Consider the following 24,392-nt stretch of genomic DNA (forward strand, 5'->3'; position numbering starts at 1 on the left):
CTTGACTATGACGGCCATCATAGAGGACTATGACGACCGTCCTACTATGTCACCGGGAGTGACCATGCCCATGATCGACGTGTATGCCGCCACCGGCACCTTCGCGGACAAGCATCAGCTCGCGGTCGACCTCGCCAGCGCCGTGAAGGAGGTCGAGCAGGTGCCGGACATCCCGATGTTCCGCCAGAACACGGCCGCCTTCGTGCACGACCTGCCGGCAGACGCGCTCGCCAACGTCGACGGCGACTCCACCTACGTCCGGGTGCAGGTGCTCACGAACGCCGGGGCCCTCGACCGCGACAAGCAGATCGCTGTCGTCGAGCGGCTGACGGCCATCGTCGCCACCGCCGGCGGGGACGAATCCCTCGCGCAACGGACCTGGGTAATGCTGACCGAGGCGGCCGAGGGTGGCTGGGGCCTGTGGGGTCACGCCCACACGAACGCCGAGCTCGTGGCCGCCGCCCGCACCCAGATCGCGGAGCTCACCCAAGGCTGACTTGTTGCGCGCTGGTGGTCACCGGAGGCGCAGATCGGAGATGGGTGACCAGCAGGCGGCAACAAGTCGGGAAGAGGGTTGGGTCAGGGCGCCAGCAGGACCAGGGGGACGCGGCAGTTGAGGCCGACGTTGTTGAGCCGGTCGACCAGTCCCCTGCCGTCGATCGTCGGCAGCGCCATCACCCTCGGCTTCCCGGCAGCGAGCGAGCGCGCATAGGCATCACGCGCCAGGACCAGCCGGTGCCAGTCCTCGAGCCACTGCGCGGCGGGCTGGTCCGCGTCCAGCCGTGTCCGTCCGAGCTGGTTCATCGTGGTGACGAGCTCGACGACGGCGTCGTTCTGCGCGTTGATCGCGCCGACCCGCTGCGAGATGGGCGCGGTGGTCGCCACCGCCGCAGCCGCTGCCGAGTCGCGCATCTGCGCGCAGGCGCTCGCCGCCGCCCGCGCGATGCTGCCGTTCTCGATCAGGTCCGGGTCGTCGGTGTTGGCAAAGCTCCACAGCCGCGACAGCGCGACGTAGACCAGGACGCCGGCCACCACGACGGCGACGCGAGCCGTCCACGCCCTCCACTGCTCCCCGGTCACCGGGCCAATCCTCGCGGCATCGGGGCAGTCCGCAACTCCAGCCAACGCATGAGCCCACCGCCCGTCCACACGACGAGGCCCCGCGCGGCATACCCGATGGGGTGCCTCGCGGGGCCGGGTCGAGGCAGACGGGCCGCCGCCCGTCGACCTGGTCGACTAGCTGTCGACCTCGACGATGTCGGCACCGGGCGCGTTCTTCTGCACGGAGGCGATGCCGCTCTCCGCCGCCGACTTCGACTCGTAGGCCTCGCCCACGGCGATCACCTGGCCGTTGCTGGACTTGAGCCGAAAGCGGTACTTGCCAGCCTTGTCCTGGTAGAGCTCGAACTTCCCCGCCATCAGTGCACCTCCGTGAGTGGTCCAACACCAGCGAACGCTTGCAGCCTAGAGCCGCAGGTATGCCGCGTGAACCCTTTCGAGCGAAGCCCCCAGGACTCCGCGGGGCGCAGCCTCAGGAGGCCTCCGCCATCGCCTTGAGCTTGGCCATCGCGTCCATCGTCTGCTTGGGCAGGCTTCGCTTGATCATGGGTGTGAAGAGTTTGCCGAATCCCTTGGTGGCAATGTCGATCGAGTGGGTCAGCGTGGAACCCACCCCGTCGGACGCGGCGACGAAGTCGACCGTCACGTCCATCATCTTGTCGGTGAACTTCATCGCGAAGTGACGGTCGGGCTCGTGCGCGATGATCTGGCCGTCCATCGTGCCGCTGCGGCGACCGTCGTTGTAGTGGTACTTGAGCCGCGTGCCGACGTCGTTCGCGCCCTCGTCGAGCTTGTCGATCCCGGTGCAGCGGGACAGCCACTGGGGGGTCTTGGTGAAGTCGTCGACGATGGCGAAGATGGCCGACGGCGGGGCGCTGACGGACAGCGTGTGGGCGAACTGCGGCATGGTGGCCTCCGGGGGAAGTGAAGTGGGCACACGCTACTGCCTGCGGGCCCCACCCGAGGAGTGCCCGGCGTCAGCTGTCCGGGTAGGCCGGCAGCTCGGCCTCCGCGCGCAGGCTCGGTGGGGCGGGGAGCGGCCGTCGGGGTTCACGGACCCCTGCCGTCCCGGACTCCGGACCGTCCGGTGAGAACGCCCCCACGAGGCGGCGCCCACGGACGCGGCGGTGGCGGTACACGGCATACAGGTCGGCGTGGAGGTGGTCGCGCTCGATGGCGCGGCGCAGCGTCGGGGCGCCGATCATGACCGCCTCACCCGGACTGTCCGCGGTGACGAACACCGGACGGCCGTGCGGCTGACCGGCAAGGTTGTGCGCGATGAGCTCGTACCTGGCCATGCCCCCAGCGTGCGCCGAACTCCACTCACTCACAAGACGTTCAGCGAATCCGGATCCGCGGCGGGCCGGCCACGGTGTGGCCGATGACCGCCGCTCCCGGCACCTCGCCGACGACGAGCAGGCCTCCGCTGGTCTGGGCGTCCGCCAGCATGAGCAGCACGTCCTCCGAGGCTCCGCCGTCGAGGTGTGGACGCACCCACTCGAGGTTGCGTCGCGTGCCCCCGCTGACGAAGCCGGCGCGCAGCCCCTCCCATGCGCCGTCGAGCACCGGCACGGCCGCTGGGTCCAGCACCGCCCCGACTCCCGAGGCACGCAGCAGCTTGAACAGGTGTCCCAGCAGTCCGAACCCCGTGACATCGGTCGCCGCCTCGACCCCCGCTGCCAGGGCCGCAGCGCTCGCGGTGTCGTTGAGCTCGACCATCGAGGCAATGGCCTGTGGGAAGACCTCCCCGGTGGCCTTGTGCTGGTTGTTGAGCACGCCCACCCCGATCGGCTTGGTGAGCGAGATGGGGAGACCGGCGCGCGCGGAGTCGTTGCGCAGCAAGCGATCCGGCTCGGCGAGGCCGGTGACGGCCATGCCGTACTTGGGCTCTGGGTCGTCGATGCTGTGCCCTCCGGCCACGGGGCACCCCGCCTGCCCCGCCACGTCGAGGCCACCGCGCAGCACCTCACGGAGCAGCTCGAGCGGAAGCACCGACCGCGGCCAGCCGACCAGGTTGATCGCCACCACGGGGCGGCCACCCATGGCGTAGACGTCCGAGAGCGCGTTGGCCGCGACGATCCGACCGAAGTCATACGCGTCGTCGACCACCGGCGTGAAGAAGTCCGCCGTGCTGATCACGGCCGTGCCGTCGGCGACCCGGACGACCGCACCGTCGTCCCCGTCGTCGAGGCCGACGAGGAGGTCGTCGCCGGTCTGCCCCCCGAGCCCGCGCACCACCTCCTCGAGCTCGCCCGGCGGGATCTTGCAGGCGCAGCCGCCGCCCGCGGCATACTGCGTCAGTCGCACGGGCTGGCGCGGGTCGGTGAGCAGCGGGTGCACGCTCGGTTGGGTCACGGTTCCTACGCTAGCCTCGCCAGCGGAGGCGTACAGGCGCCTGGTGGCCCTCCCGGTCTTCAAAACCGGTGCAGCCGAGCACCTCGGCTGGGCGGGTTCGATTCCCGTCCGCCTCCGCCAAGGGACAGGAGGTCGTATGCCGCAGCCGCAGTCCAGTCGCGAGTCCAGTCGCGAACCGGACGCCCGCCGCCTCGTGCCTCGCACGGACACCGTCCTCGCCGAACCGGCTGTGGCACAGGCGATCTCGCGTTACGGCCGCGACACTGTGCGGGCCGCTGTCCAGGCGGCCCAGGACGAGGCGAGGCTCGGTGCCATCGCCCCCAACCAGGTGGCGGCGACGGCGCTCGCGGCCCTGCCGGCCCTGTCCACGACGCTGCGTCCCGTCCTCAACGCCACCGGCGTCGTCATCCACACCAACCTGGGTCGGGCACCGCTGTCAGCGGCCGCCGTCGAGGCGATGGCCGCGGCCGCGGGCGCTGTCGACGTCGAGCTGGACCTGGCGACCGGTCGGCGCTCGACCCGCGGGCGCGGCACCATCGCGGCGATCCTCGCGGTGCTGCCGGAGGCGGAGGCTGCCCTCGTGGTCAACAACGGGGCGGCGGCACTGGTCCTGGCCACCACGGCCCTGGCTGCCGGACGGGAGGTCGTCGTCAGCCGCGGTGAGATGGTGGAGATCGGCGACGGCTTCCGGCTGCCGGACCTGATCGCGAGCGCAGGTGCCCGGTTGCGCGAGGTCGGCACGACCAACCGCACCACCCTGGCCGACTACGAGGCCGCCATCGGTGCGGACACCGGCTGCATCCTCAAGGTGCACCCCAGCAACTTCCGCGTCGAGGGGTTCACCTCCGCCGTCCCCGTCGCCGCCCTCGCCGTGCTGGGGCCGCCCGTCGTGCACGACATCGGCAGCGGACTGCTGCGCCCGCACCGCCTGCTGCCCGACGAGCCCGACGCGGCACGTTCGCTGGCCGACGGCGCGGCGGTCGTGACCTGCAGTGGCGACAAGCTGCTCGGCGGCCCCCAGGCCGGGCTGGTGCTCGGTCGTGTCGACACCGTGTCGCGGCTGCGCCGGCACCCATTGGCCAGGGCGGTCCGGGCCGACAAGACCACCCTCGCCGCACTCGAGGCCACGCTGCGCGGTCCACGCCCCCCGGTCTGGGACGCCCTCGAGGCCGACCCCGATCGCCTCCGGGCTCGCTGCGACGCCGTCGTCGCGGCGTTGCCCCCCGGGCTCGCCACCGTGGTCCCCGCCGAGGGGGTCGTCGGGGGTGGCGGCGCTCCGGGCCACACCCTGCCCGGGTGGGCGGTTGCCCTCCCCGAGGCGTATGCCGCGGCGTTGCGTCTCCAGGCCCGTCCGGTCCTGGCGCGGGTGGAGAAGGGGCAGTGCCTGGTCGACCTGCGCTGCATCCCCGAGTCCGCAGATCCGTGGGTGGCGCAGGCAATCCGCGACCTCGTCGGTTAGCGGGGTTTGATGGCGGTTGTCGCGACGGCTGGTCACGTCGACCACGGGAAGTCGACCCTGGTCCGGCTCCTCACGGGTCAGGAACCGGACCGCTGGGCGGAGGAACGCCGACGTGGGCTGACGATCGACCTCGGCTACGCCTGGACCGAGATCGGCGGGCGCCGGGTCAGCCTCGTCGACGTGCCCGGTCACGAGCACTTCATGGGCAACATGCTCGCGGGGCTCGGGCCCGTGACCGCGGTGATGTTCGTCGTCGCGGCGGACGACGGGTGGAGCCGCCAGTCGCAGGAACACGCCCTGGCGATCGCTGCTCTCGGCATCACACGGGTGCTGCTGGTCGTGACCAGGTGCGATCTGGCACCGGGTCAGGCAGCCGCCCGGGAGGCGGCCACACGTCTCGCCTCCGCGGGAGTCCCGGTGACGGAGACCGTCCTCGTGTCCGGTGCCACCGGCGAGGGCCTGACGGAACTGCGAGCAGCCCTGGGGCGCCTGGCCGCGGCTACGCCGGCGGGACCCGCCGAGGTCGGGGCGCCCGTCCGCCTGTGGGTGGACCGGTCCTTCACGATCCGGGGTGCCGGCACCGTGGTCACGGGCACGCTCGAGGCCGGGACGATCCGGATGGGTGACGTCTTCGTCCTGCGCGATCGACAGGTCAGCGCGCGCGGTCTGCAGTCCTGCGGCGAGGAGGTGGAGGCGGTGACCGGCCCGGCTCGGGTGGCCGTCAACCTGAGGGGTGTGGCTGCCGCCGAGGTCTCCCGCGGCGACGCGCTGCTGGGCCTGTCGTGGCCCTCCCCGACGACCGTCGTCGACGTGACCGGGCCTGACGGCGGGGCGCGGCTCCCGAGGACGCTGACCCTGCACGTCGGGACGGCTGCCCTGCCCGTCCGCACCCAGCGGCTCACCGACGGGACGGTCCGGTTGCGGTTGCCGCGGCCCGTCCCCCTGGTCCCGGGAGACCGGGCGGTGCTGCGTGACCCCGGTCTTCGCGAGGTGCTCGCCGGCGTCGAGGTGGTCGCGGTGGATCCCCCCATTCGCCGCGACCGTCGGCACCAGCACCCGTCGGGAGACGCCTCCCCCGCACCGGACGGCATACAAGCGCTCGTCGCCTGGTTGGCGACGCACCCGTTGCAGGCGCCGTCCCGTGACCAGCTCGACGAGTGGGCGCTCACCGCACGCGATCTCGCCGACGCAGCCGATCGTGGCGAGATCGTCCGTCTCGGTGGGGTGGTGCTCGCCGGTGACGCCGTCGGGGTCGCCGAGCAGGTCGTGCGCCGGTTGCCGCAGCCGTTCGCCGTGGGCGACGCCAGCCGGGCACTGGGGACGTCCCGACGCGTGGCGGTGCCCCTGTTGGAGCGCCTCGACACCGCGATGGTGACGCGACGCCTGGCCGACGGACGCAGGGAGCTGCGGGTCAGGCCGTGATCGTGCCGCCCTCGAAGGCGCAGGTCAGCTGGCCGTTACCGGCGGCCTGCGTGCGGCTCACCGGATAGCCGTAATTGCCGGTCGCCCCACCGGCGGACTTCCACTCGGTGAGGACGTTGCCGTAGACCTCGTAGGCCGGAGCCCCGCTCAGCCCCCAGATCTCGCCGCCCTGGAACACCTGGTACGAGCCGCGGTTGGTCGCCACAGCCGACGACGTGGGGTACTTCAGCGGTCCGATGTACCGGTCGACGAGGTACCAGGCTGCGTAGATGGCTCCCGCCACCACCTGGGTCGAGGTGGCCACCGAGTCGGTGATGGCGCCCTTCTGGAACCGCTGGATCCACGCGCCGCTGCCCAGGTCCTGCTTGGCCGCCACGGGATAGCCGAGGACGCCCGACTCCCGTCCTGCGCTCTGCCACACGGGCCAGCGGATGCCCCACACGAGCTGGGTGGTGGTCGAGGCGCTGTCCGTGATGGCGCCCTTCTCGAACAGCTGGATCCAGCCGCCGCCCGTGAGGCCGGTGACCTTGTCGGAGGTCGGGTAGCCCAGGTGGCCCCTGACTCCTCCGTCGGCGACGAAGAGCGAGTCCACGAACGACGACATCGCCCTCGCCCCGGTCTTCGAGCTCCACCAGATGCGGCCGCCCTGAAAGGTGACGTACTGCCCGCGGCCGTCGCCGACTGCGCGCTGTGGACCGGTCGAGGCCTTGAGGAAGGATCCCTGGTCGCCCATGGTGTGGTACTTGGCCGTGATCGCGCTCCACTTCGGCAGGCTCGGTGCGCTGTGCTCGCCGGTGCGGTTGTCGCTGAGGGAGGTCGTGGTGCAGCTGGTCCACTGGTAGGGCGGCCGACAGCTGACGACGCGGCAGTGCACGCCACCGCTGCACTTGACCTGGGTGTTGCACTGGCCGTAGCGGAAGGCGTTGCAGCAGACGCGTCGCTGGTCGCAGGTCGCCGACGACCCGGTGCCGCACGAACAGCTCCAGCACCTCGAGTCGCACATGTTGTCGCTGCACCCGGTCGTGCACTTGGAGCAGCTCGCGTTGCAGTCGACGATGTAGCGGTAGCCACCCCCGCACCACGAGGAGTCGGCGGCCTTCCACCACCCCGCGGCGAAGCTGCCCGGCGGGCAGGTGTTGACGCCCTTGTTGATGGTCGCGCAGAAGACCGTCCAGCCGCTGCCCGCCGTGTTGCCAGGGCCGCAGATGGTGGCGTATGCCGCGACGGGAGTGAGGGCGTACTCCTTGGGTTTCGTGGCGAGCGCGGTGGCCGCGACGGTCGCGCCGACGAGCACGTCGCGGCGTGACACTGGACGCAGCCGTCGCGCCAGGGTCCCCACGAAGCCGGCCATGCCGCCGGGACCGGCGTTGAGGTCGTCCAGCGTGCTCATGGTCGTCCTCCTTGCCGGGTGAGCGTGGCCCGGTCGGTGATCCGGATCGTGGCGACCATGGCCGCGGCGCGGGGCACCGAGGCCATCCGTCGCGCGTGGCTCCCCACGACGGTGAACAGGCAGAACGCGCGTCCGCCCGAGCTGAAGAAGTGCTGCGAGGCGCTCATCCCCGGCAGCGGGCGTTGCAGCCGGTTGGGACCGAACTGGGAGGGCGCCAGGCGCGGCATGCCCTGGTTCTCGAAGAGCCCGCGGTCCGCGACCTCGGCGCCGTAGTCGACCAGGGCCACGAAGACGTCGTCCGGTCCCAGCAGGTCGACGACGTTGCTGCCGAAGTCGCCACGGTCGGCGGGCATCGTCCGTGTGCACGCGTGCAGCACGGCCCGGGTCACGTCCGCCTGGGGTGCCGGGGTGGTCCCCGGCGCCGCGCTCCGGGCCCCCGGAGCAGCCGGCGAAGTCGCTGGGCCCGGCTCGGCGCCGGCCCGTCGGGTCACCGACACCTGCCAACCGTGGGGCGCGTCGGCCCTCAAGCCGTAGTTGTCAGCCATTGCCCTCAACTCCACTGCCCTCAACTCGCAAATGCGGCGGCGGCCAGCAGGATCGCGGCCGCTCCTCCCAGGGCCACCTTAGCGAGGACCGCTGCCGGATTTGTCCATTGCTCGACGCGGATGAAGACCCGGTGCAGGTCGTCGCGGTCCGCAACCCGCGCCATGAGCAGCGAGGGCAGCGCCCGCACGACCCCGAACGTCGCTCCCACGGCCAGCCCGGCACCGAGGTGACCGGCGAGGGCGGCCAGCAGCACCGCGGCATACGTCGTCGCGCTGGTGATGATGGTGACGAGGCCGAAACCGAGCTGCGCACCGAAGCCCACGCCGTAGACCCAGCCGCGGTAGCGCGTCAGCCAGGCCACGTCGACCTGGCGGCGCCAGGAGGGCAACGACTGGGCGCCGCGCAGGTCGGAGGCGAGCCCGACCAGCAGCAGGACCGCGACGAGGACCAGGGTCCAGACCGAGGTGCGCGCCGCGTCGGGCAGGGCCGAGCCGAGGGCGCCGGCGAGGCCACCCATCGCCAGTCCCCCGGCCAGCGACCCGAGGAGGTATGCCGTGGTGGTCAGCCACCAGCGGGAGTTGCGGGCCCGCTCGCCGAGCGGGCTGATGCTCGAGAGCATCGACTCGCCTCAAGGAGACCAGGTCGCCCGGACGGCGGCGACCGCGGCCATCGGCAGACCCAGGGCCAGGGCGAGCACGGTCACGGACATGTCAGTGACCGTGCTCGTGATGCGAGTGGTCGTGACCGTCGTCGGATACCGGTTCGGCGTCCGGCGAGCGGTGCAGGCTCGGGTCGCCCGGTCCGATGCCGGCGGCCAGCAGCTCGGCGTCCATCCGGGGCAGGCTGTCGCGCTCGCCCCGTCCGATGTCACTGTCGACGTGGGCGCCCACGAGCAGCCCGGGACCGGTGCGCCCGGCTGCGGCGCGCGCCTCGGCGTTGTCGGCGACCCCTTGGGCCATCAGGTCGCGGACCTGCGCCCACGTGGTCGCCGACCCCTCGCCGGTCACGACTCCGCCCTCGACGTACACGAAGTAGGGCGATCCGGGGATGTCGTAGTCCACCCACGCACCCGAGGACTGGATGACGTCACGGTCGCCGGCCAGGGCGCGCAGGGTCGAGATCGACTCCTCTGCCGCGCCCTTGGCGACGATGCGCAGGTCGCCGTCGCCGGGCACGTCCACCGATCCCTGGAACTCGTCCCAGAACGTCTGGCACACGCTGCACCCGCTGGTGAGGAAGGCCAACAGCGTCCTCGACCCGGCCGTGGTCACGGTGACGCGCTGCTCGACCCGGTCCAGGTCGGTGCCGATGATGTCGTGGGCCGTCGCGGAGTCCTTGCGGGTCGCCTGCACCACGCCCGTCTCGAGCTCGACCGGCACGGGACCGGGCTTGCCACCGGTGGTGGCGGTGGTGACGCCGGTGCCCGCCTCGCGTTCCAGCTCGAGCCCGGCACCGAGCTCGTGCAGGGCCTTGAGGATGAGGGCGTGGCTGCGCAGCAGCCCGAGGACGAGCACACCGAGCAGCACGATGGCCACGGCTTCGGCGATGACGGCGGCGAGCATCAGGTCGGCTTCTCCTGGTCAGACGCGGGAGGTCGGGGGGACGGTGCTGCGGATGGCTGCGGGAGACGTCGTCGGCAGCACGGCCATCACCTGCCAGGCCAGGAACCCGATCACGCCGGCGAGCCCCACGATGGTGAGGCTGGTCGCGTCCACGGCTGACCAGGCACCCACCGGAGGGTCGAGGGTGACCGCCAGGGCGGTGAGGGCCGCGAGGGCGGTCAGGGTTGCGTGGGTGCGCGTCGCGGGGGTGTCGGGCTTGCCGAAGCACCCGCACGACCCGAGCACGCCACCCTTCGCGAGCACGCGGGCGACGAACGCCGTGAAGACGAGGTATGCCGCGGCCACCAGGGCCGCGCTCGCCCGGCCGGGCGCGACCAGGGCCCAGCCGCCGACGGCGATCTCGACGACGGCGAAGGCGCGCACCAGATGGCGGCCGGCCGGCATACCTGCTGCGCGCAGCGCCCGAACCAGCGGAAGCGGATCGCGGACCTTGGGGACCCCGGCCAGCACGAGGAGCCCCGCCGCAGCGAGGAACGGTCCCGCAACCACGTCCCACATCCGCACCCACGTTACCGTCCGCTCCCGCCCTCCCCCCAACGCAAAACGGCGGKTGCCGGGGCGGGGCGCCGGATCAGATCGGGTCAGTCGACCTTGTCCTTGGCGTCCTGCGCGGCGTCGGACACCTCGTCGGCAGCGTCCGAGACCCCGTCGGCGGCGTCGGTGGCGACGTGCTTGCCCTTGCTCGTGACCTTGTCCTTGGCGTCGGACGCAGCCTCGGTGGCCTTGTCCTTGGCGTCGGCGGCCTTGTCCTTGACCGTCTCGGCGGCGCTGGTGGCCTTCTCCTTGGCGGCGTCGGTCAGGCTGGCGACCTTGCTGGTCGCGCTGACGCTGGAGTCGCGGCCGGCCGTCGGTGCGGTGTAGGGGTCGTCGAGGGGCGTGGCCCACGGGTCCTCGCGCGGTGCCGACTTCTTGAAGGCCGCGAGAGCGGCTGCTGCTGCGGCGGCCAGGCCGAGGAACAGCAGGATCTTGCCCTTGCGCCTGCGGGGCTTGGCCACGGCGTCGCCCTTGAGCACGGAGTAGGCGTCGGAGGACCGGTCAGCCGTGTCGGCAGCGGCCGACTTGGCGGCGGCGGAGGCTGCGGCGACGGCCGCGATCGCCTCGGCGACCCTGGGCAGCAGCGTGTCGACGATGGTGTCGCGGGCGGTGTCGACCTTGGGGGCCAGCCCCTCGACGGCGCCCTGCAGCTTGGGGGCAGCCACCTCGATGCCGTGGTCGACCCGCGGCTTGGCCCACTCGCGGGCGGCCTCGAGGCCGTGCTCGACGTGGGGCTTGCTCCAGTCCTTGGCCTGGGCGGCGCGTTCCTTGGCCACCTCGGCGGCCGGGCCGACGCGCTCCTTGAGGGCTGCTGCATAGTCGACCGCGCTCTGCGCGGAGCTGCTGACAGCGTCGCTGGCCTGCTCAGTCTTGGTCTTGGTGCGGAACACCGTGCCTCCTGTGACTTGGCGTGGGATGGAGTCCGGACGATCGGCGAACCAGTGCCGCGAAGGGCTCTGCACGACGACCGGACGGACGACTTCTCTCGACCCATCCTGCCTTGTTTCCGCTGGTGAGCAAGCCCGTGGGGGTACTGAGGGCCATCTCACGAGACCGCGCATGGAAGGATGGCCGACATGGACGTCACCCTCAAGACCAACCACGGCGACATCAACGTCACGCTGTTCCCCGACCACGCCCCGAAGACCGTCAAGAACTTCGTGGGACTGGCCAAGGGTGAGCAGGAGTACCGCGATGACGCCGGCCGATCCAACCCCACGCCGTTCTTCGACGGCCTGGTGTTCCACCGCATCATCCCCGGGTTCATGATCCAGGGTGGATGCCCCCTCGGGCAGGGCTTCGGTGGCCCGGGCTACACCTTCGACGACGAGATCAGCCCCGACAAGGACTTCACCAAGCCTTACATGCTCGCCATGGCCAACGCCGGCAAGCGGATGGGCAAGGGGACCAACGGGTCGCAGTTCTTCATCACCGTGGGGAACACCACGTGGCTGCAGGGCAAGCACACCATCTTCGGTGAGGTGGCCGACGGCCCCAGTCGCGAGGTCGTCGACAAGATCGCCGCCGTTCGCACCGGTCGCACCACCCCTCGAAGGCCGCCCACGGCGGCCCCTAAGGCAAGGTCCGCACATGAGTGAGCCCACGGCATACCCGCAACAGCAGACGACCCCCGTCTGCCCGCGGCACCCCGACCGGGTCTCCTACGTGCGCTGCCAGCGGTGCGCGCGGCCGGTCTGTCCCGAGTGCCAGCGACCGGCCGCGGTCGGCGTCCAGTGCGTCGACTGCGTGAAGGAACAGGCCAAGACGGTCCGCAGCACGCGGACYGTCTTCGGCGGCAGCGTCAGTGACACCCCGTTGGTGTCCTACGCGATCATCGCGATCTGCGTCCTGGTCTTCGTGCTGCAGACGGCCGAACCGAGCCTGAGCGGCGACATCTCCTTCGTGCCCTACCTGGGCGCGCACGAGCCCTGGCGCTTCCTCACGTCGGCGTTCGCCCACGCGACGATCACGCACATCCTGTTCAACATGCTGGCGCTGTGGATGGTGGGGGCGCAGTACCTCGAGCGGCTGCTGGGCGGAGCGCGGTACGCCGCGGTCTACCTGGTGAGCGCCATCGGCGGATCGTCCTGCTACCTGCTGCTGTCACCGGCGGTGCCCTTCGACGAGCTCGACCCCAGCTCCTGGTACATCGGCGCGGTCGGTGCGTCGGGAGCGGTCTTCGGCCTGTTCGGCGCGCTGCTCGTGCTCAACCGGCACCTGGGCCGTTCCTCGGCCGGCATGTACGCGACGATCGGCATCAACGCCGTGATCGGCTTCGTCGTGCCGGGGATCGCGTGGCAGGCCCACCTCGGTGGTCTGCTCACCGGCGCTGCCGTGGCGGGGGTGATCGCGGCGACCTCCGCCCGCGAACGCCGCCGCTGGCAGTGGCCCGGCGTGGCACTGGTGCTGCTCGTCGTGGTCGCGGTCGCGATCGGCAAGTATGCCGCGTCGCCGGCCTCGCTCCTCGGCTGACCCGGGCGTCGGGCCCGTATTACACGCCTGTCATTTGTCCCCAGCTGTGCACAACCCTGTGGATAACGTGCGGGTCAGGCGGTCAGGCGGGACGGTGCGGTCAGCGCCAGCGGGTCGTCATCGCGAAACCCGTGAGCATCAGGCCGAAGCCGACGCCGAGGTTCCAGCGACCGAGCGACTCCAGCGGGAAGCGCTGGCTGGTGATGTAGAAGACGACGATCCACAGGAGGCCGACGACCATGAGCGTCAGCATCGCCGGCACGAACCAGGGCGGGTTGCCGACCTTGGCCTTCGCGGGCTTGCTCGGCGGGGTGTAAGCGCGCTTGGCGCGACCCTTGGACTCAGGCACGGAAACACTCCTCGAAACTCGGACGGCAGCGTCAACCGTCTCGACGTGTGGCATAGCGTAGTGCCATGGCGGACCAGCGGCTCACGTGGCTGACGCGCCGCCCCACTCTCTGGTCGGCCGTGGTCCCGCTGGTCGCCCTGGTCGCCGGACTGTTGTTCGCCCTGAGCGCGGCCACGGCCCGGGGCACCGACCTGCGTTCGTCGGGCGGTGACCTGCCGGGCCTGATCCGCAACCAGACCCGCCAGAACACCGTCCTCGCAAGCCGGCTCGCGCAGCTGCGTGCCGAGGTGGACCGGCTCTCGGCCCAGCAGGCCCCCGGCGACCTGCGCGTCACCCAGCTGACCACGGAGGCCGACAAGCTGACCCTGGCGGCCGGCACCCAGGCCGTGGCCGGCCCCACGGTGCAGGTGTCGCTCACCGATGCCAAGAACGTCCCCGCCGTGCTGCCCGACGGCTTCTCGGTCGACGACTACGTCGTGCACCAGCAGGACGTCCAGGCCGTCGTCAACGCGCTCTGGGAGGGCGGAGCCGAGGCGATGATGCTGATGGACCAGCGGATCATCTCCACCAGCGCGGTCCGCTGCGTCGGCAACACCCTCATCCTCCAGGGACGGGTGTACTCCCCTCCCTACGTCATCTCCGCCATGGGTGACCAGTCCAACCTCAAGACAGCGCTGGAGCGCAGCCCGTCGGTGTCCATCTACCGGCAGTGGGTGGGCGAGGTCGGCGTGGGATACGACGTGAGGACGAACGTGCAGCAGACCTTCCCCGCCTATGCGGGCTCGATCAACCTGCAGCGCGCCCGGGCCGGCCGATGAGGGTGGCCCGCTGGGTCCTGGGTGTCGCCGGCGACCTGATGGTCACGGCGGGGCTGCTGCTTCTCCTCTTCGTCGGCTGGCAGCTCTGGTGGACCGACGTCACCGCCAACCGCACGCAGGACGCGACGGTCTCCACGCTGACCCGCGACTTCGCGGCCGCGGCGCCGACCAGCCCCGCCGGGCAGCCGACGGCTGCCCCGTTCGGGGCGGCGTTCGCGATCGTGCGGATCCCGCGCCTCGGGGCGCACTACGCGCGCCCGCTCCTCGAGGGCACCGGCCGCGACATCCTCCAGGACGGCATCGGCCACTACGACGGCACCGCGGGGCCCGGGGCGGTCGGCAACTTCGCGATCGCCGGGCACCGCACGACCTACGGGCGTCCTTTCCACGACATCGACAAGCTGCGCAGCGGTGACCTGGTCGTGGTGGAGACCAAGGCGGCATACAACGTCTATGCCGTGCGGCGTCACGAGATCGTGGCGCCCAGCGACGTCAGGGTGATCGCGCCCGTGCCCGACAAGCCTGGCGCGAAGCCCACCGAGCGCTGGCTGACGATGACCGCGTGCCACCCCAAGTACAGCGCCGCCCAGCGCTACGTCGTGTTCGCCCAGCTGGTGAAGACCTACCCCCATGCCGAGGGCCTGCCTGCCGGGACCCTCGCCGCCCCGAAGGGAGCCTGACCGATGCTGTATGCCGCGATCTGGCGCGCGCTGCCCGGTCCCCTCGTGGTGCGGGTCCTGCTCGCCGCCGTGCTCGTGCTGCTCGTGGTCGCCTTCTGCTTCCTGTGGCTCTTCCCGCGCATCGCCCCCCTCATGCCGTTCAACGAGAACACGGTCGACCCCACCGCACTGCGTGCGCCGAACCACCTGGTCCGGGCCCAAGAAACAGGATTACCGATGACGGAGGACCACCGATGACCCGCATCCTCGTCGTCGACAACTACGACAGCTTCGTCTTCACCATCGTCGGCTACCTCCAGCAGCTCGGTGCCGAGTGCGAGGTCGTGCGCAACGACGCCCTGCGTCCCGCCGACGGCGCGGAGTTCGACGGCGTCCTGGTCTCACCCGGACCAGGGACCCCGGAGGAGGCCGGCGTCTCGATGGCGATGATCGAGGGCTGCGGGGAGCGTGCCCAGCCGATGCTCGGCGTGTGCCTCGGTCACCAGGCTCTCGGAGTCGTGACCGGGGCAACGGTCGGCCGCGCCCCGGAGCTGCTGCACGGCAAGACCTCCAGGGTGCTCCACGACGACACGGGGGTGCTCGCGGGGCTGCCGTCGCCGTTCACCGCGACGCGCTACCACTCGCTGACGATCGACCCCGCGACCGTTCCCGAGACGCTGGTCGCCAACGGTCACACCGAGTCCGGCATCATCATGGCCGCGCGCCACCGCGACCTGCCACTGCACGGCGTGCAGTTCCACCCCGAGAGCGTGCTCACCGAGGGCGGCCACCGGATCCTCGCCAACTGGCTGACCCTGTGCGGCCTCGAGGACGCGGTCGCCCGCTCGGCAGGACTCAGCCCGTTGGTGCGCGACGCCGAGGGCGTGGCGCGAGCCGTCGCCGCCGGCTGACTCCACCGCTTCGCCGGGCCGCGCCACGGGGCCTCGTCTGGGGCCGCCTGGCTACGGCAGCGTGGTCGCCGTTCCCGTCGGCAGAGTGGGGGGCGCCGTGGTCGTCGCCGTCGTGGGTGGGGTGGTGGGTGTCTGCACCGGGGGTGGTGGCTGCGCGATGGTCAAGGTGATGGTCGAGCCGTCGTTCACCTTCGTCTTGGCCTTGATGCTCTGCTTGAGCACCGTGTTCTCCGGCTGGGTGCTGTCGACGTAGGTCGTCTTGACGCTCAGCCCGAGCTCGCCGAGCAGGTCGGCCGCCTCGTTGCGGGTCTTGCCCACGACATCCGGCACCGTCACCTTGCCGGACGACACGTTCAGGTCGACGGCCGAGCCCACCGCGACGGCCTCGCCCGCCGCCGGCGAGGTCGTCGAGACCTTGCCCTTGTCCAGTCCGGTGTCATCGACCTCCTTGATGCTGCCCACCTTCAGGTTGAGGTCAGCCAGCTGGGCGGCGGCCTCGTCCTTGCTGAAGCCCTTGAGGTCGGGCAGGTCGACGGTGTTCGGCCCGATCGACACGCTGATGCCCACCTTGCTGCCGCTCGTGACCATCTCGCTGGCGCTGGGGTTCTGGTCGACGACGGTGCCGACCTCCTTGGCGCTGTTGACATCGGTGGGCTCGGGCACCAGTCCGAGGGCGCGGATCTTGGCCTCGGCCGTGTCGACGGGCAGGTCGATCACCGAGGGGACCGCGACCTTCGGCTGGTTCTGTCCCGGCCGGTCCAGCAGGGCCTTCCCGGCCACGGCGATCAGGGTGAGGGCACCGAGCACGGCGAGGACCAGCAGGAAGTACGCCAGGCCCCGTCGCTTGCGGGGCTCGTCGTCGGGGTCGTGCCCGATGGCGGGAAGGGTCGCCGTGTTGGACCCCGCCGGCGCGGCATACTTCCCCCCGGCCGGGATCACCGTGGTGGCTGCGGTCGCGCTGGCCGGCGCGAGGGCCACCGTCGCGTCGGCGGTGCCGGCCGCGGCGCCTGCCGTGCCACGAGCAGCTGCGCTGATCGGGCGGCCGAGGCGCGCCGCCTGCAGGTCGGCACGGAAGGCGGTGGCGTCCTGGTAGCGGGACTCACGGTCCTTGGCCAACGCGTGCAGCACCACGGCGTCGAGGGCGTGGTCGATGCCGGGGGTGAGGGTCGACGGGCGCGGCGGGGGCTGCCCGACGTGCTGGTAGGCGATGGCCACCGGGGAGTCGGCCTGGAACGGCGGCCGTCCCGTGAGCAGCTCGAAGAGCAGGCAGCCGGTGGAGTAGAGGTCCGAGCGGGCGTCGACGTGGTGACCCTGGGCCTGCTCAGGGGAGAGGTACTGCGCCGTGCCGATGACGGCCTGGGTCTGGGTCATCGTCGCGTTGGCATCGGCGACGGCGCGGGCGATGCCGAAGTCCATCACCTTGATCTGGCCCTGGGGGCCGATCATGACGTTGGCCGGCTTGATGTCGCGGTGCACGATGCCCATGCGGTGGCTGTAGGCGAGGGCGTCGAGGACACCCTCGGTGATCCGGGCCGCCTCGGCCGGCGCGAGTGGTGAGCTGTTGTTGAGCAGCTCGCGCAGGGTCTGACCCTCGACGTGCTCCATGACGATGAAGGGCACGGGAACGCTGGCGCCTCCGGCCTCGGTGGCGTAGTCCTCGCCCGAGTCGTAGACGGCCACGATCGATGCGTGGTTGAGGCCTGCGGCGGACTGCGCCTCCCGGCGGAACCGGGCGAGGAACGCGGGGTCCCGCGCCAGGTCGGAGCGCAGCATCTTGATCGCCACGGGTCGCGACAGGCGGGTGTCGTGCCCCAGGTGGACCTCGGCCATGCCACCGCGGCCGAGGAGCTCACCGATCTCGTAGCGTCCCCCGAGCAGGCGTGGTGCTGTCACTTCTTCTTTCCCCCTTTGCCCTTGCCGTTGCCCGCGTTGGCGGGCGCCTTCGGCGCGGCAGTGGTGGCGGGCGCTGTGGTCCGGCTCGCCGTCGTCGCCGTCGTGGTCGCGCTGGATGGTGTCGTTGGTGTCGTGGTGGCCGTGCTGGGTGTGGTGGCACCGGGGTTGCCCTGCCGCGCTCCGGCTCCTCGACCGCCGAGGGCGATGGCCACCACGATGACGACGAGGACGACGACCGCGGCCGCGGCCGGGATCAGCCATCCCGGCCGCCGAGTGTCGTGCACCGCCGTGTCGGCGCGGTCGGAGTCCGTGGTGATGTCGGCACCGGAGGCTGCCGGCGTGGGCATGACCGAGGTCGGCAGGGTGCCCTCGGGCCCGAGGTCGGCCGGGACGCCGACGATGAAGGGTGCGACGGCCGCGGCCGCGCCGGCGACCAGGTGTGCGGGGGCCTGTCCGGGCGTCAGCCTGAGCGCCTCGGCGAAGGCGGCCGCGCTCTGGGGTCGCAGGGTCGGGTCCTTGGCCAGCGCCGCCATGACGGTGGTGCGCAGCGGTTCCTCGACGTCGTCGGAGAGCGGTGGGGCCGGCTGGCTGATGTGCGCCAGGGCGGTGGTCACCAAGGTGTCGCCGGAGAACGGTCGCTGGCCGGTGATCATCTCGTAGCCGACGACGGCCAGGGCGTAGACGTCGCTCAGTGGACCCGCCACCTCCCCCTTGGCCTGCTCGGGAGCCAGGTAGTGGGGTGTCCCCAGCACCTCTCCGGTCTGGGTCAGCGGCGCCTCGTTGAGGGCGCGGGCGATGCCGAAGTCGGTGAGCTTGGCGTACCCGTTGGCGTCGACGACGATGTTGGCCGGCTTGACGTCTCGGTGGACCACGTCCGCCTCGTGGGCGGCCTGAAGGGCCAGGGCCGCCTGGTAGAGGATCTCCGTGACCTCGGCCTGGGGCATCGGTGCGCGCTCGCGGATCAGCGTCGACAGGGGTTCGCCCTGCAGGAGCTCCATGACGAGGAAGGCGCTGCCGTCCTCCTCGCCGAAGTCGTGGACGGTGCCGATGTTGGGGTGGGACAGTCCGCCGCTGTGTCGTGCCTCGGCGCGGAAGCGCTCGAGGAAGCCTTCGTCCTGTGCGCTGCCGGGCAGGAGGACCTTGACGGCGACCTCGCGATCGAGCGTCTCGTCGTGGGCCCGCCAGACCTCGCCCATCCCGCCGAGGGCGATGCGCTCGACGAGGCGGTAGCGGTCGGCCAGCACCTGGCCGGTCTCGTGGCTCACTTGCCCAGCACCGCTTCCATCACTGCCTTGGCGATCGGTGCCGCGACCCGGCCGCCCGCGGCCTCGTTGCCGGCATTGCCGCCGTCCTCGACGACGACCGCGACGGCGACCTTGGGGTCGCTCGACGGCGCGAACCCGGTGAACCAGGCGTGCGGCGCCTTGCCTGCGGCGTGCTGCGCGGTGCCGGTCTTGCCCGCGACGTCGATACCGCTGATCTGGGCGGCGCGGCCCGTGCCGCTCTTCACGACGGCTTCCATCATCCGGGTCAGTGCTGCCGCGGTGTCGGCCGAGACGGCCTGCGAGAGCTGTTCGGGCTGCGTCTCGTCGATCACCTCGAGGTCCGAGGAGGTGACCTTCTTGACGAGGTGAGGTCGCATCACGATCCCGTTGTTGGCGATGGCCGCCGAGATCATCGCCACCTGTAGCGGCGTCACGCGAACGTCGTACTGACCGATCGCGGACTGCGCGAGCTGGGGCTGGTTGAGCTCCGCCGGCACCGAGCTCGGCGTGACCGACATCGGCACCGACAGGCGGTCACCGATGCCGAACTTCGCCGCCTGGGCACGGAAGCCGTCGGCCCCCACCTGCATGCCCAGCCACCCGAACGCGGTGTTGCACGAGATCTCGAGGGCGTGCGTGAGGGTGGTCTTGTCGTTGGGACCGCAGTTGCCCCGGAAGTCGTTGGGCAGGTCGGAGCTGGTCTGCGGCAGGTCGAGCACGGCCGGGCCGGGGATCTGGCTCTCCTCGGTGAACTTGCCGGACTCGAGCGCCGCCGCGGCGGTGACGATCTTGAACGTCGACCCCGGAGGGTAGAGGTTTCCGGCGATGGCGCGGTCCACCATCGGCTGGGTGGGGGCGGAGTTGAGCTGCTTCCAGGCTGCGACGACCTTGTCGGTGTCGTGGCTGCTCAGCACGGAGGGGTCGTATGCCGGGTGGCTGACGAGGGCGAGGATCTCACCGGTCGTGGGGTCGAGGGCGACGACGGCTCCGCGCTGGTCGCCCAGCGCCTTGTCGGCGGCGGCCTGCGCCTTGGCGTTGATGGTGAGCTCGAGGCTCGCGCCCGTCTGCTCCTTGCCGGTGAGGATGTCGGAGACGCGGCGGTAGAAGAGCTTGTCGGAGGACCCGGCGAGCAGGCTGTTCTCGGCCCCCTCGATGCCACCGCCCGCGCCGTAGGTGAACGAGTAGTAGCCGGTGATGTGCGAGTAGAGGTCGCCCTGCGGATAGGTCCGCAGCCACTTGAGCTCGTCCTTGGTGGCGGTGGACTTCGCGACCGGGGTGCCACCGACGAGGATCTGGCCGCGTTCGCGGGCGTAGTTGGCCAGCAGGGTGCGGCGGTTCTCGGGGCGGTCCTGGAGGGCCTTGGCCTGGACGAACGAGATGTAGGTCGAGGAGATCAGCAGCGCCGTGAACAACAGCGCGACGACGGTCGAGAGCCGGCGGATGGGGGCGTTCACCGGATCGCCACCACTTCGGTCCTGGCCTGGCCGGACGGCGTGGGACCGGGCTGGATCTCGGCGACCGGGCGCCGGGCGACGTCGCTGATGCGCAGCAGCAGGGCGACGAGGGTCCAGTTGGCGAGCAGGGAGGAGCCTCCGTAGGACAGGAACGGCATCGTCAGACCGGTCAGCGGGATGACCCGGGTGACACCGCCGACGACGACGAAGCACTGGAGGGCCACCGAGAACGCGAGCCCTGCGGCGAGGAGCTTGCCGAAACCGTCGCGGACTCCGAGCGCGGTGCGCAGTCCGCGCTCGACCAGGAGCACGTAGAGCACCAGGAGCGCGAACAGCCCGATGAGGCCGAGCTCCTCGCCGAAGCTCGGGATGATGAAGTCGGACTCGGCGAAGTAGGTGAGGTCGGGACGGCCACGACCCAGACCCGTGCCGAGCAGGCCACCGGCGGCCATGCCCATCAGGCCCTTGGCCACCTGGTCCGACTGGTCGGGCGCGAACGGGTCGAGCCACAGGTGCACGCGCTGCTGGACGTGCCCGAACACGAGGAACGCGAGATAGGCCCCACCGCAGAACAGCGTCATGCCGATCGCGATCCACGAGGTGCGTTCGGTGGCGACATAGAGCATGGACACGAACAGCCCGAACAGCAGCAGCGACGAGCCGAGGTCCTTCTCGAAGACGAGGACGAGCAGGCTGAGCACCCAGGCGACGATGATCGGCCCCAGGTCCCTGCCCCGGGGGAACGTGAACCCGAGCACCTTGCGACCTGCGAGGGACAGCGCGTCGCGAGTCTGCACGAGGTAGCCGGCGAAGAACACGGCCAGCACGATCTTGGCGACCTCACCGGGCTGGAAGGTGAAGGGTCCGAGCCCGATCCAGATCCGCGACCCGTTGACGGTGCGACCGATACCGGGGATGAGGGGCAGGATCAGCAGCCCGAAACCGACGACGGCCGCCGTGAAGGTGTAGCGCCGCAGCATCCGGTGGTCACGCAGGAACCACAGCACCACCGCGGCGATCGCCACGGCGAGGGCACTCCACGTGAGCTGCTTGAGGGCCAGGCCCGAGCTGATGTCGCGTCCCTTGGCGATGTCGAGGCGGTGGATCATCACCAGCCCCAACCCGTTGAGCAGGGTGACGATCGGGAGCAGGAGGGGGTCGGCGTACGCCGCCTTCCACCGCAGCAGCAGGTGGAACGCCAGCGAGATGACGAGCAGGCCGGCGCCGTGCGTGACCAGACCCGGGGGGAACGCGCCGGAGACGGACAGCCCGACGTTGACGTAGGCCAGGACCACGATGCTCACGGCCAGCAGGAGCAGCACCAGCTCGACGTTGCGGCGGGTTCGGGGGGCGAAGCTCGAAACGGTGGTCATCTCGTCGTCGTGGTCGCAGCGGTGGTCGGCGCCGTGGTGGTGGTCGTGGTGGTCGAGGTGGTGGTGGAGGGCGACGGGGTGCCGGCGTCCTCACAGGCCCCGCCGGTGGCCCGGCTCGCCGCGCACCGCAGCGCGTCGGTGCGCAGGCGGTTGACCAGCGCCTGCGCGTCGGCCAGCGAGTCCTTGGCGATGGTCTGCTGCACCTGTTGGCGCTCGAAATCGGGGAGGTCGGCCACCATGACGTCGGACCCGGACTCGACGTGGGACAGCTTGACCGGCCCGAGGTCCTGCGAAACCCCTTGGTAGATGGCGACATTGCCCTGGTGGGCGCCCACGAAGTACTGGCGCTGGGACCAGGTGTACGCGGCATACGCGCCACCGCCGAGCACGATGAGCACCAGGCCGAGCAGGGCGACGCGACGCAGCCAGCGGCCCGGCCCGGAGGCGGGGCCCTCCTCGGCGAGTGTGACGTCCTGGCTCTCGTCGTCCTGGCCCGAGGCCTCACGGGACAGGGCGGCGGCCTTCGCGGCAGGGGTCACCGGGATCGGGCGGGTGCCGCCCTTGGTGCGGGTGGCGGCGGCCCCGACGATCTGGGGCTGGGTCGGCGGCGCGGTCACCTTGGTGATGTCCACGACGTCACCGATGACGATCGTGACGTTGTCGGGGGCTCCCGCCTTGAGGGCGAGGTCGACGAGGCGGTCGGCCGTGGGGCCGGGAGCCTGTCCGGCGAGGACCAGCTCGGCGATCGTGTCGCCGGCGACGTAGTCGGTGAGGCCGTCGGACGCGATGAGGTAGCGGTCGCCGATGCGGGCCTCACGGACGGTGACGTCGGGCTCGTCGTCGTCCTGTCCGGTGAGTACCCGGGTCACCAGCGACCGCTGCGGGTGACCGATGGCCTCGTCCTCGGTGATCCGCCCCTCGTCGACCAGGCTCTGGACGAACGAGTGGTCCTTCGTGATCTGGGTGAGCTTGCCGTCGCGGGCGAGATAGGCCCTGGAGTCACCGATGTGGGCGAGGACGAGCTTGTTGTGGGACCGCAGGATCGCGATCAGCGTCGTGCCCATGCCCTGCAGGGCCGGTTCGGCCTTCGCGATGTCAGCGAGCTGGTTGTTGGCCGCTGTGATCCGTTGCAGCAGAGCCGAACTCGCCTCGGCGCTGCCCAGGGCCTCTCCATCGAGGTCGACGAGCGCACCGATCACGGTGGACGACGCGATGTCACCGCCGGCGTGACCACCCATGCCGTCGGCCATCGCCAACAGGCGAGGCCCGGCGTACCCGGAGTCCTGGTTCTCCGAACGGACCATGCCGACGTCGGAGCGCGCGGCGTAGTGGAAGGCGAAGGGCATCGTCGTGGCTACCTATCGCCGCAGCTCGATGACGGTCTTGCCGATCCGCAGCGTGCTGCCTGCCTCGACCCGGACGGGGCCGGTCAGTCGTTCCGTGCCGACGAAGGTGCCGTTGGTGGAGCCGAGGTCCTCGACGAACCACGCGTTGTCGCGCTGGAAGATGCGGGCATGCCGGCCGGAGGCGAAGTCGTCGTCGAGGATCAGCGCACACTCGGGGTTGCGGCCGATGATGGTACCGGCCTGGCGCAGCGGAAGGCTCGTGCCGGTGAGCGGCCCCTGCGTGACGACGAGGGAGTGCGGCACGGACGAATGTGGTTGCCGCTTGGGGCGCTTCGCGGGTGTGGCCGGCGCTGGGGCGGCCGAGCGCGAGTCGGGCTGACGTGCGGCTGGCGCGGGCTTGCGGGGCGTGCGGCTGACGACGCGGGTGCCGTAGATGTCTCCCCGGAGCACGCCGACGACGCTGAAGACGAAGATCCACAGGAGGACGAGCAACCCGAGGCGGATGATCGTGAGGGTGAGTTCACTCATGCGTGGCGTTCACCGCCGACCGGCGCGGTAGATGACGGAGGTGCGCCCCACCGTGATCCGGTCCCCGTCGGACAGGCGCTGACTGGTGATGCGTTCGCTGTTGACGAACGTGCCGTTCGTCGACCCCATGTCGCGGATGCTCGCGACGAGGTGCGGCCCGTCGTTGGTCACGCGGATCTCGCTGTGCTGCCTGGAGATTCCCGGGTCGTCGAGGATGATGTCGGCGCTGTCGTCGCGGCCGAGCACGGTCATGGCGCCCATCAGCGGGTAGCGCTCGCCGTCGACGTCCAGCCACGGGCGGTCGGCCGGGTTGACCCGGCGTGGCGGGGCTGCCGGTGCGACCGGTGCCTGCATCTGCGTCGCCTCCAACCCGTCGTCCTCGGTATGCCGTGGGCGTGGGGCGGCCGGCGTCGGCGCGGCGGGGGTTGGCGCGGCCGGTGCGGCGGGGCTGGGAGCCGGCGTCGCGGCATACCCCTCCTCGCCCCGCTTGGGGGCGGCTCCGGGGCGCCGGGCAGTGGAGGTGCGGAGGCGGAAGACGCCCGTCTCGAGGTCGTTGGCGCTCGCGAAGTTCACCTGGAGGGGACCGCCGGGCTGGTAGCGCTGGGACTCGGCATGTTCCTGCGCCGCGGCGATCAGCTCGTTCTCGAGCTCCTCGTCGTAGCCACCGAGCCGCTCGTAGTCGGTGTCGGACAGCTCGACGGTGAACAGGTTGGGGACGATGGTCCGGCCCTGGCCGAGAACGGCGGCGCGGTCGTCCATCGCCCGGCGGATCGCGGACGCGATCTCCACCGGCTGGACCTCGGACTTGAAGGCACGGGCGAAGGCACCGTTGACGGCGCGTTCGAGGCGTTGCTCGACCCGGTCGAACAGTCCCACTGCTGGCACCTCCTCACCTGTTGCCCTGCGATGTCTGGTCACGTCTGGACCCGATCGTAAC

Annotated in this window: 28 protein-coding genes and 1 tRNA gene; 10 read left to right on the forward strand and 19 right to left on the reverse strand. The window is 71.2% G+C overall.

All coding sequences use genetic code 11. The features are described from left to right. Positions 1-64: 64 nt before the first annotated feature. Positions 65-496, forward strand: coding sequence for a hypothetical protein (locus AC1DWR_RS12765; protein WP_477614233.1), 432 nt, complete (start codon positions 65-67; stop codon positions 494-496). Positions 497-579: 83 nt separating this feature from the next. On the opposite strand, the gene AC1DWR_RS12770 is transcribed toward AC1DWR_RS12765, so the two are convergent. The 5 genes from AC1DWR_RS12770 to selD form a co-directional block, all read right to left on the reverse strand. Further along, complete coding sequence (locus AC1DWR_RS12770) at positions 580-1,080, reverse strand: hypothetical protein (protein ID WP_477624567.1); 501 nt, start codon at positions 1,078-1,080, stop codon at positions 580-582. 156 nt (positions 1,081-1,236) lie between these two features. Beyond that, complete coding sequence (locus AC1DWR_RS12775) at positions 1,237-1,419, reverse strand: YegP family protein (protein ID WP_477614235.1); 183 nt, start codon at positions 1,417-1,419, stop codon at positions 1,237-1,239. 112 nt (positions 1,420-1,531) lie between these two features. Beyond that, the gene (locus tag AC1DWR_RS12780) at positions 1,532-1,966 is read right to left on the reverse strand and encodes an SRPBCC family protein (protein WP_477614236.1); all 435 of its coding nucleotides are present in this window, start codon (positions 1,964-1,966) and stop codon (positions 1,532-1,534) included. Between the two features lie 70 nt (positions 1,967-2,036). Beyond that, the gene (locus AC1DWR_RS12785) at positions 2,037-2,357 is read right to left on the reverse strand and encodes a hypothetical protein (RefSeq protein ID WP_477624568.1); all 321 of its coding nucleotides are present in this window, start codon (positions 2,355-2,357) and stop codon (positions 2,037-2,039) included. A 40-nt stretch (positions 2,358-2,397) separates the two neighbouring features. Next, positions 2,398-3,366 (reverse strand): selenide, water dikinase SelD, encoded by a 969-nt coding sequence (gene selD, locus AC1DWR_RS12790; protein ID WP_477624625.1) that lies wholly within the window; start codon positions 3,364-3,366, stop codon positions 2,398-2,400. 72 nt (positions 3,367-3,438) lie between these two features. On the opposite strand from selD, the gene AC1DWR_RS12795 reads away from it, so the two are divergent. From AC1DWR_RS12795 to AC1DWR_RS12805, 3 genes are all read left to right on the forward strand, one after another. After that, positions 3,439-3,534: transfer RNA gene (locus AC1DWR_RS12795), tRNA-Sec, on the forward strand. A gap of 16 nt (positions 3,535-3,550) precedes the next feature. Further along, a complete protein-coding gene (selA, locus tag AC1DWR_RS12800) occupies positions 3,551-4,873 on the forward strand; it encodes an L-seryl-tRNA(Sec) selenium transferase (RefSeq protein ID WP_477624569.1) in 1,323 nt (440 codons plus the stop codon). Between the two features lie 9 nt (positions 4,874-4,882). Further along, positions 4,883-6,295, forward strand: a complete 1,413-nt coding sequence (locus tag AC1DWR_RS12805) for a SelB domain-containing protein (protein WP_477624570.1) — start codon at positions 4,883-4,885, stop codon at positions 6,293-6,295. Here the strand turns inward: AC1DWR_RS12805 and AC1DWR_RS12810 are convergent. The 6 genes from AC1DWR_RS12810 to AC1DWR_RS12835 all read right to left on the reverse strand — a co-directional run bounded on the left by AC1DWR_RS12810 (position 6,285) and on the right by AC1DWR_RS12835 (position 11,277). Then, complete coding sequence (locus AC1DWR_RS12810; protein WP_477624571.1) at positions 6,285-7,685, reverse strand: hypothetical protein; 1,401 nt, start codon at positions 7,683-7,685, stop codon at positions 6,285-6,287. The genes AC1DWR_RS12805 and AC1DWR_RS12810 overlap by 11 nt on opposite strands. After that, on the reverse strand, positions 7,682-8,230 hold the full coding sequence (locus AC1DWR_RS12815) for a hypothetical protein (protein ID WP_477614241.1): 549 nt from the start codon (positions 8,228-8,230) through the stop codon (positions 7,682-7,684). Before AC1DWR_RS12815 ends, AC1DWR_RS12810 begins: the two co-directional genes overlap by 4 nt. Before the next feature lie 20 nt (positions 8,231-8,250). Next, positions 8,251-8,850 carry a hypothetical protein gene (locus AC1DWR_RS12820; RefSeq protein ID WP_477624572.1) on the reverse strand — a complete coding sequence of 200 codons (600 nt, stop codon included), beginning with the start codon at positions 8,848-8,850 and terminating at the stop codon, positions 8,251-8,253. 91 nt (positions 8,851-8,941) lie between these two features. Beyond that, complete coding sequence (locus tag AC1DWR_RS12825; protein WP_477624573.1) at positions 8,942-9,793, reverse strand: hypothetical protein; 852 nt, start codon at positions 9,791-9,793, stop codon at positions 8,942-8,944. Between the two features lie 18 nt (positions 9,794-9,811). Further along, a complete protein-coding gene (locus AC1DWR_RS12830) occupies positions 9,812-10,351 on the reverse strand; it encodes a MauE/DoxX family redox-associated membrane protein (RefSeq protein WP_477624626.1) in 540 nt (179 codons plus the stop codon). A gap of 83 nt (positions 10,352-10,434) precedes the next feature. Next, positions 10,435-11,277: a hypothetical protein gene (locus tag AC1DWR_RS12835; protein ID WP_477624574.1), complete on the reverse strand. Its 843-nt coding sequence runs from the start codon at positions 11,275-11,277 to the stop codon at positions 10,435-10,437. Between the two features lie 186 nt (positions 11,278-11,463). Between AC1DWR_RS12835 and AC1DWR_RS12840 the strand changes: the two genes are divergently transcribed. Next, the gene (locus AC1DWR_RS12840) at positions 11,464-11,985 is read left to right on the forward strand and encodes a peptidylprolyl isomerase (RefSeq protein ID WP_477624575.1); all 522 of its coding nucleotides are present in this window, start codon (positions 11,464-11,466) and stop codon (positions 11,983-11,985) included. Continuing rightward, the gene (locus AC1DWR_RS12845; RefSeq protein ID WP_477614246.1) at positions 11,978-12,859 is read left to right on the forward strand and encodes a rhomboid family intramembrane serine protease; all 882 of its coding nucleotides are present in this window, start codon (positions 11,978-11,980) and stop codon (positions 12,857-12,859) included. The genes AC1DWR_RS12840 and AC1DWR_RS12845 overlap by 8 nt, the downstream gene beginning before the upstream one ends. A 100-nt stretch (positions 12,860-12,959) precedes the next feature. On the opposite strand, the gene AC1DWR_RS12850 is transcribed toward AC1DWR_RS12845, so the two are convergent. Then, the gene (locus tag AC1DWR_RS12850; protein WP_477614247.1) at positions 12,960-13,208 is read right to left on the reverse strand and encodes a cell division protein CrgA; all 249 of its coding nucleotides are present in this window, start codon (positions 13,206-13,208) and stop codon (positions 12,960-12,962) included. Positions 13,209-13,273: 65 nt separating this feature from the next. On the opposite strand from AC1DWR_RS12850, the gene AC1DWR_RS12855 reads away from it, so the two are divergent. The 4 genes from AC1DWR_RS12855 to AC1DWR_RS12870 are packed head-to-tail and all read left to right on the forward strand — an operon-like array spanning position 13,274 to position 15,596. After that, positions 13,274-14,026, forward strand: coding sequence for a DUF881 domain-containing protein (locus tag AC1DWR_RS12855; RefSeq protein ID WP_477614248.1), 753 nt, complete (start codon positions 13,274-13,276; stop codon positions 14,024-14,026). A gap of 2 nt (positions 14,027-14,028) precedes the next feature. Further along, positions 14,029-14,706 (forward strand): class E sortase, encoded by a 678-nt coding sequence (locus AC1DWR_RS12860; protein ID WP_477624576.1) that lies wholly within the window; start codon positions 14,029-14,031, stop codon positions 14,704-14,706. Positions 14,707-14,709: 3 nt separating this feature from the next. Continuing rightward, entirely contained in the window at positions 14,710-14,943 is a 234-nt protein-coding gene (locus tag AC1DWR_RS12865) for a hypothetical protein (RefSeq protein ID WP_477624577.1), read from the forward strand. Further along, positions 14,940-15,596, forward strand: a complete 657-nt coding sequence (locus tag AC1DWR_RS12870; RefSeq protein ID WP_477624578.1) for an aminodeoxychorismate/anthranilate synthase component II — start codon at positions 14,940-14,942, stop codon at positions 15,594-15,596. Before AC1DWR_RS12865 ends, AC1DWR_RS12870 begins: the two co-directional genes overlap by 4 nt. 51 nt (positions 15,597-15,647) lie before the next feature. Here AC1DWR_RS12870 and pknB read toward each other — a convergent pair whose 3' ends face one another. The 7 genes from pknB to AC1DWR_RS12905 are packed head-to-tail and all read right to left on the reverse strand — an operon-like array spanning position 15,648 to position 24,331. Continuing rightward, positions 15,648-17,489, reverse strand: a complete 1,842-nt coding sequence (gene pknB / locus AC1DWR_RS12875) for a Stk1 family PASTA domain-containing Ser/Thr kinase (RefSeq protein ID WP_477614252.1) — start codon at positions 17,487-17,489, stop codon at positions 15,648-15,650. Beyond that, entirely contained in the window at positions 17,486-18,754 is a 1,269-nt protein-coding gene (locus AC1DWR_RS12880; protein ID WP_477614253.1) for a serine/threonine-protein kinase, read from the reverse strand. Before AC1DWR_RS12880 ends, pknB begins: the two co-directional genes overlap by 4 nt. Then, positions 18,751-20,208, reverse strand: coding sequence for a peptidoglycan D,D-transpeptidase FtsI family protein (locus AC1DWR_RS12885; RefSeq protein WP_477614254.1), 1,458 nt, complete (start codon positions 20,206-20,208; stop codon positions 18,751-18,753). The genes AC1DWR_RS12880 and AC1DWR_RS12885 overlap by 4 nt, the downstream gene beginning before the upstream one ends. Continuing rightward, complete coding sequence (locus AC1DWR_RS12890) at positions 20,205-21,581, reverse strand: FtsW/RodA/SpoVE family cell cycle protein (RefSeq protein WP_477614255.1); 1,377 nt, start codon at positions 21,579-21,581, stop codon at positions 20,205-20,207. The genes AC1DWR_RS12885 and AC1DWR_RS12890 overlap by 4 nt, the downstream gene beginning before the upstream one ends. Further along, on the reverse strand, positions 21,578-22,927 hold the full coding sequence (locus tag AC1DWR_RS12895; RefSeq protein WP_477624579.1) for a PP2C family protein-serine/threonine phosphatase: 1,350 nt from the start codon (positions 22,925-22,927) through the stop codon (positions 21,578-21,580). The genes AC1DWR_RS12890 and AC1DWR_RS12895 overlap by 4 nt, the downstream gene beginning before the upstream one ends. 12 nt (positions 22,928-22,939) lie before the next feature. Then, complete coding sequence (locus AC1DWR_RS12900) at positions 22,940-23,455, reverse strand: FHA domain-containing protein FhaB/FipA (RefSeq protein WP_477614257.1); 516 nt, start codon at positions 23,453-23,455, stop codon at positions 22,940-22,942. A gap of 9 nt (positions 23,456-23,464) precedes the next feature. Further along, positions 23,465-24,331 carry an FhaA domain-containing protein gene (locus AC1DWR_RS12905; protein WP_477614258.1) on the reverse strand — a complete coding sequence of 289 codons (867 nt, stop codon included), beginning with the start codon at positions 24,329-24,331 and terminating at the stop codon, positions 23,465-23,467. Between the last annotated feature and the right edge of the window lie 61 nt (positions 24,332-24,392).

It is taken from the genome of Pedococcus sp. P2_E2 (genome assembly GCF_056403955.1).

Excerpts from the sequence above, each read along its gene's own strand:
- AC1DWR_RS12820 (WP_477624572.1), bottom strand. The coding sequence starts at position 8,850 with ATGCTCTCGAGCATCAGCCCGCTCGGCGAGCGGGCCCGCAACTCCCGC.
- AC1DWR_RS12775 (WP_477614235.1), bottom strand. The coding sequence starts at position 1,419 with ATGGCGGGGAAGTTCGAGCTCTACCAGGACAAGGCTGGCAAGTACCGC.
- AC1DWR_RS12805 (WP_477624570.1), top strand. The coding sequence starts at position 4,883 with ATGGCGGTTGTCGCGACGGCTGGTCACGTCGACCACGGGAAGTCGACC.
- AC1DWR_RS12895 (WP_477624579.1), bottom strand. The coding sequence starts at position 22,927 with ATGCCCTTCGCCTTCCACTACGCCGCGCGCTCCGACGTCGGCATGGTC.
- AC1DWR_RS12890 (WP_477614255.1), bottom strand. The coding sequence starts at position 21,581 with ATGACCACCGTTTCGAGCTTCGCCCCCCGAACCCGCCGCAACGTCGAG.
- AC1DWR_RS12810 (WP_477624571.1), bottom strand. The coding sequence starts at position 7,685 with ATGAGCACGCTGGACGACCTCAACGCCGGTCCCGGCGGCATGGCCGGC.
- AC1DWR_RS12865 (WP_477624577.1), top strand. The coding sequence starts at position 14,710 with ATGCTGTATGCCGCGATCTGGCGCGCGCTGCCCGGTCCCCTCGTGGTG.
- AC1DWR_RS12815 (WP_477614241.1), bottom strand. The coding sequence starts at position 8,230 with ATGGCTGACAACTACGGCTTGAGGGCCGACGCGCCCCACGGTTGGCAG.
- AC1DWR_RS12780 (WP_477614236.1), bottom strand. The coding sequence starts at position 1,966 with ATGCCGCAGTTCGCCCACACGCTGTCCGTCAGCGCCCCGCCGTCGGCC.
- AC1DWR_RS12840 (WP_477624575.1), top strand. The coding sequence starts at position 11,464 with ATGGACGTCACCCTCAAGACCAACCACGGCGACATCAACGTCACGCTG.
- AC1DWR_RS12870 (WP_477624578.1), top strand. The coding sequence starts at position 14,940 with ATGACCCGCATCCTCGTCGTCGACAACTACGACAGCTTCGTCTTCACC.
- AC1DWR_RS12825 (WP_477624573.1), bottom strand. The coding sequence starts at position 9,793 with ATGCTCGCCGCCGTCATCGCCGAAGCCGTGGCCATCGTGCTGCTCGGT.
- AC1DWR_RS12900 (WP_477614257.1), bottom strand. The coding sequence starts at position 23,455 with ATGAGTGAACTCACCCTCACGATCATCCGCCTCGGGTTGCTCGTCCTC.
- AC1DWR_RS12855 (WP_477614248.1), top strand. The coding sequence starts at position 13,274 with ATGGCGGACCAGCGGCTCACGTGGCTGACGCGCCGCCCCACTCTCTGG.
- AC1DWR_RS12830 (WP_477624626.1), bottom strand. The coding sequence starts at position 10,351 with ATGTGGGACGTGGTTGCGGGACCGTTCCTCGCTGCGGCGGGGCTCCTC.
- selA (WP_477624569.1), top strand. The coding sequence starts at position 3,551 with ATGCCGCAGCCGCAGTCCAGTCGCGAGTCCAGTCGCGAACCGGACGCC.
- AC1DWR_RS12765 (WP_477614233.1), top strand. The coding sequence starts at position 65 with ATGCCCATGATCGACGTGTATGCCGCCACCGGCACCTTCGCGGACAAG.
- AC1DWR_RS12785 (WP_477624568.1), bottom strand. The coding sequence starts at position 2,357 with ATGGCCAGGTACGAGCTCATCGCGCACAACCTTGCCGGTCAGCCGCAC.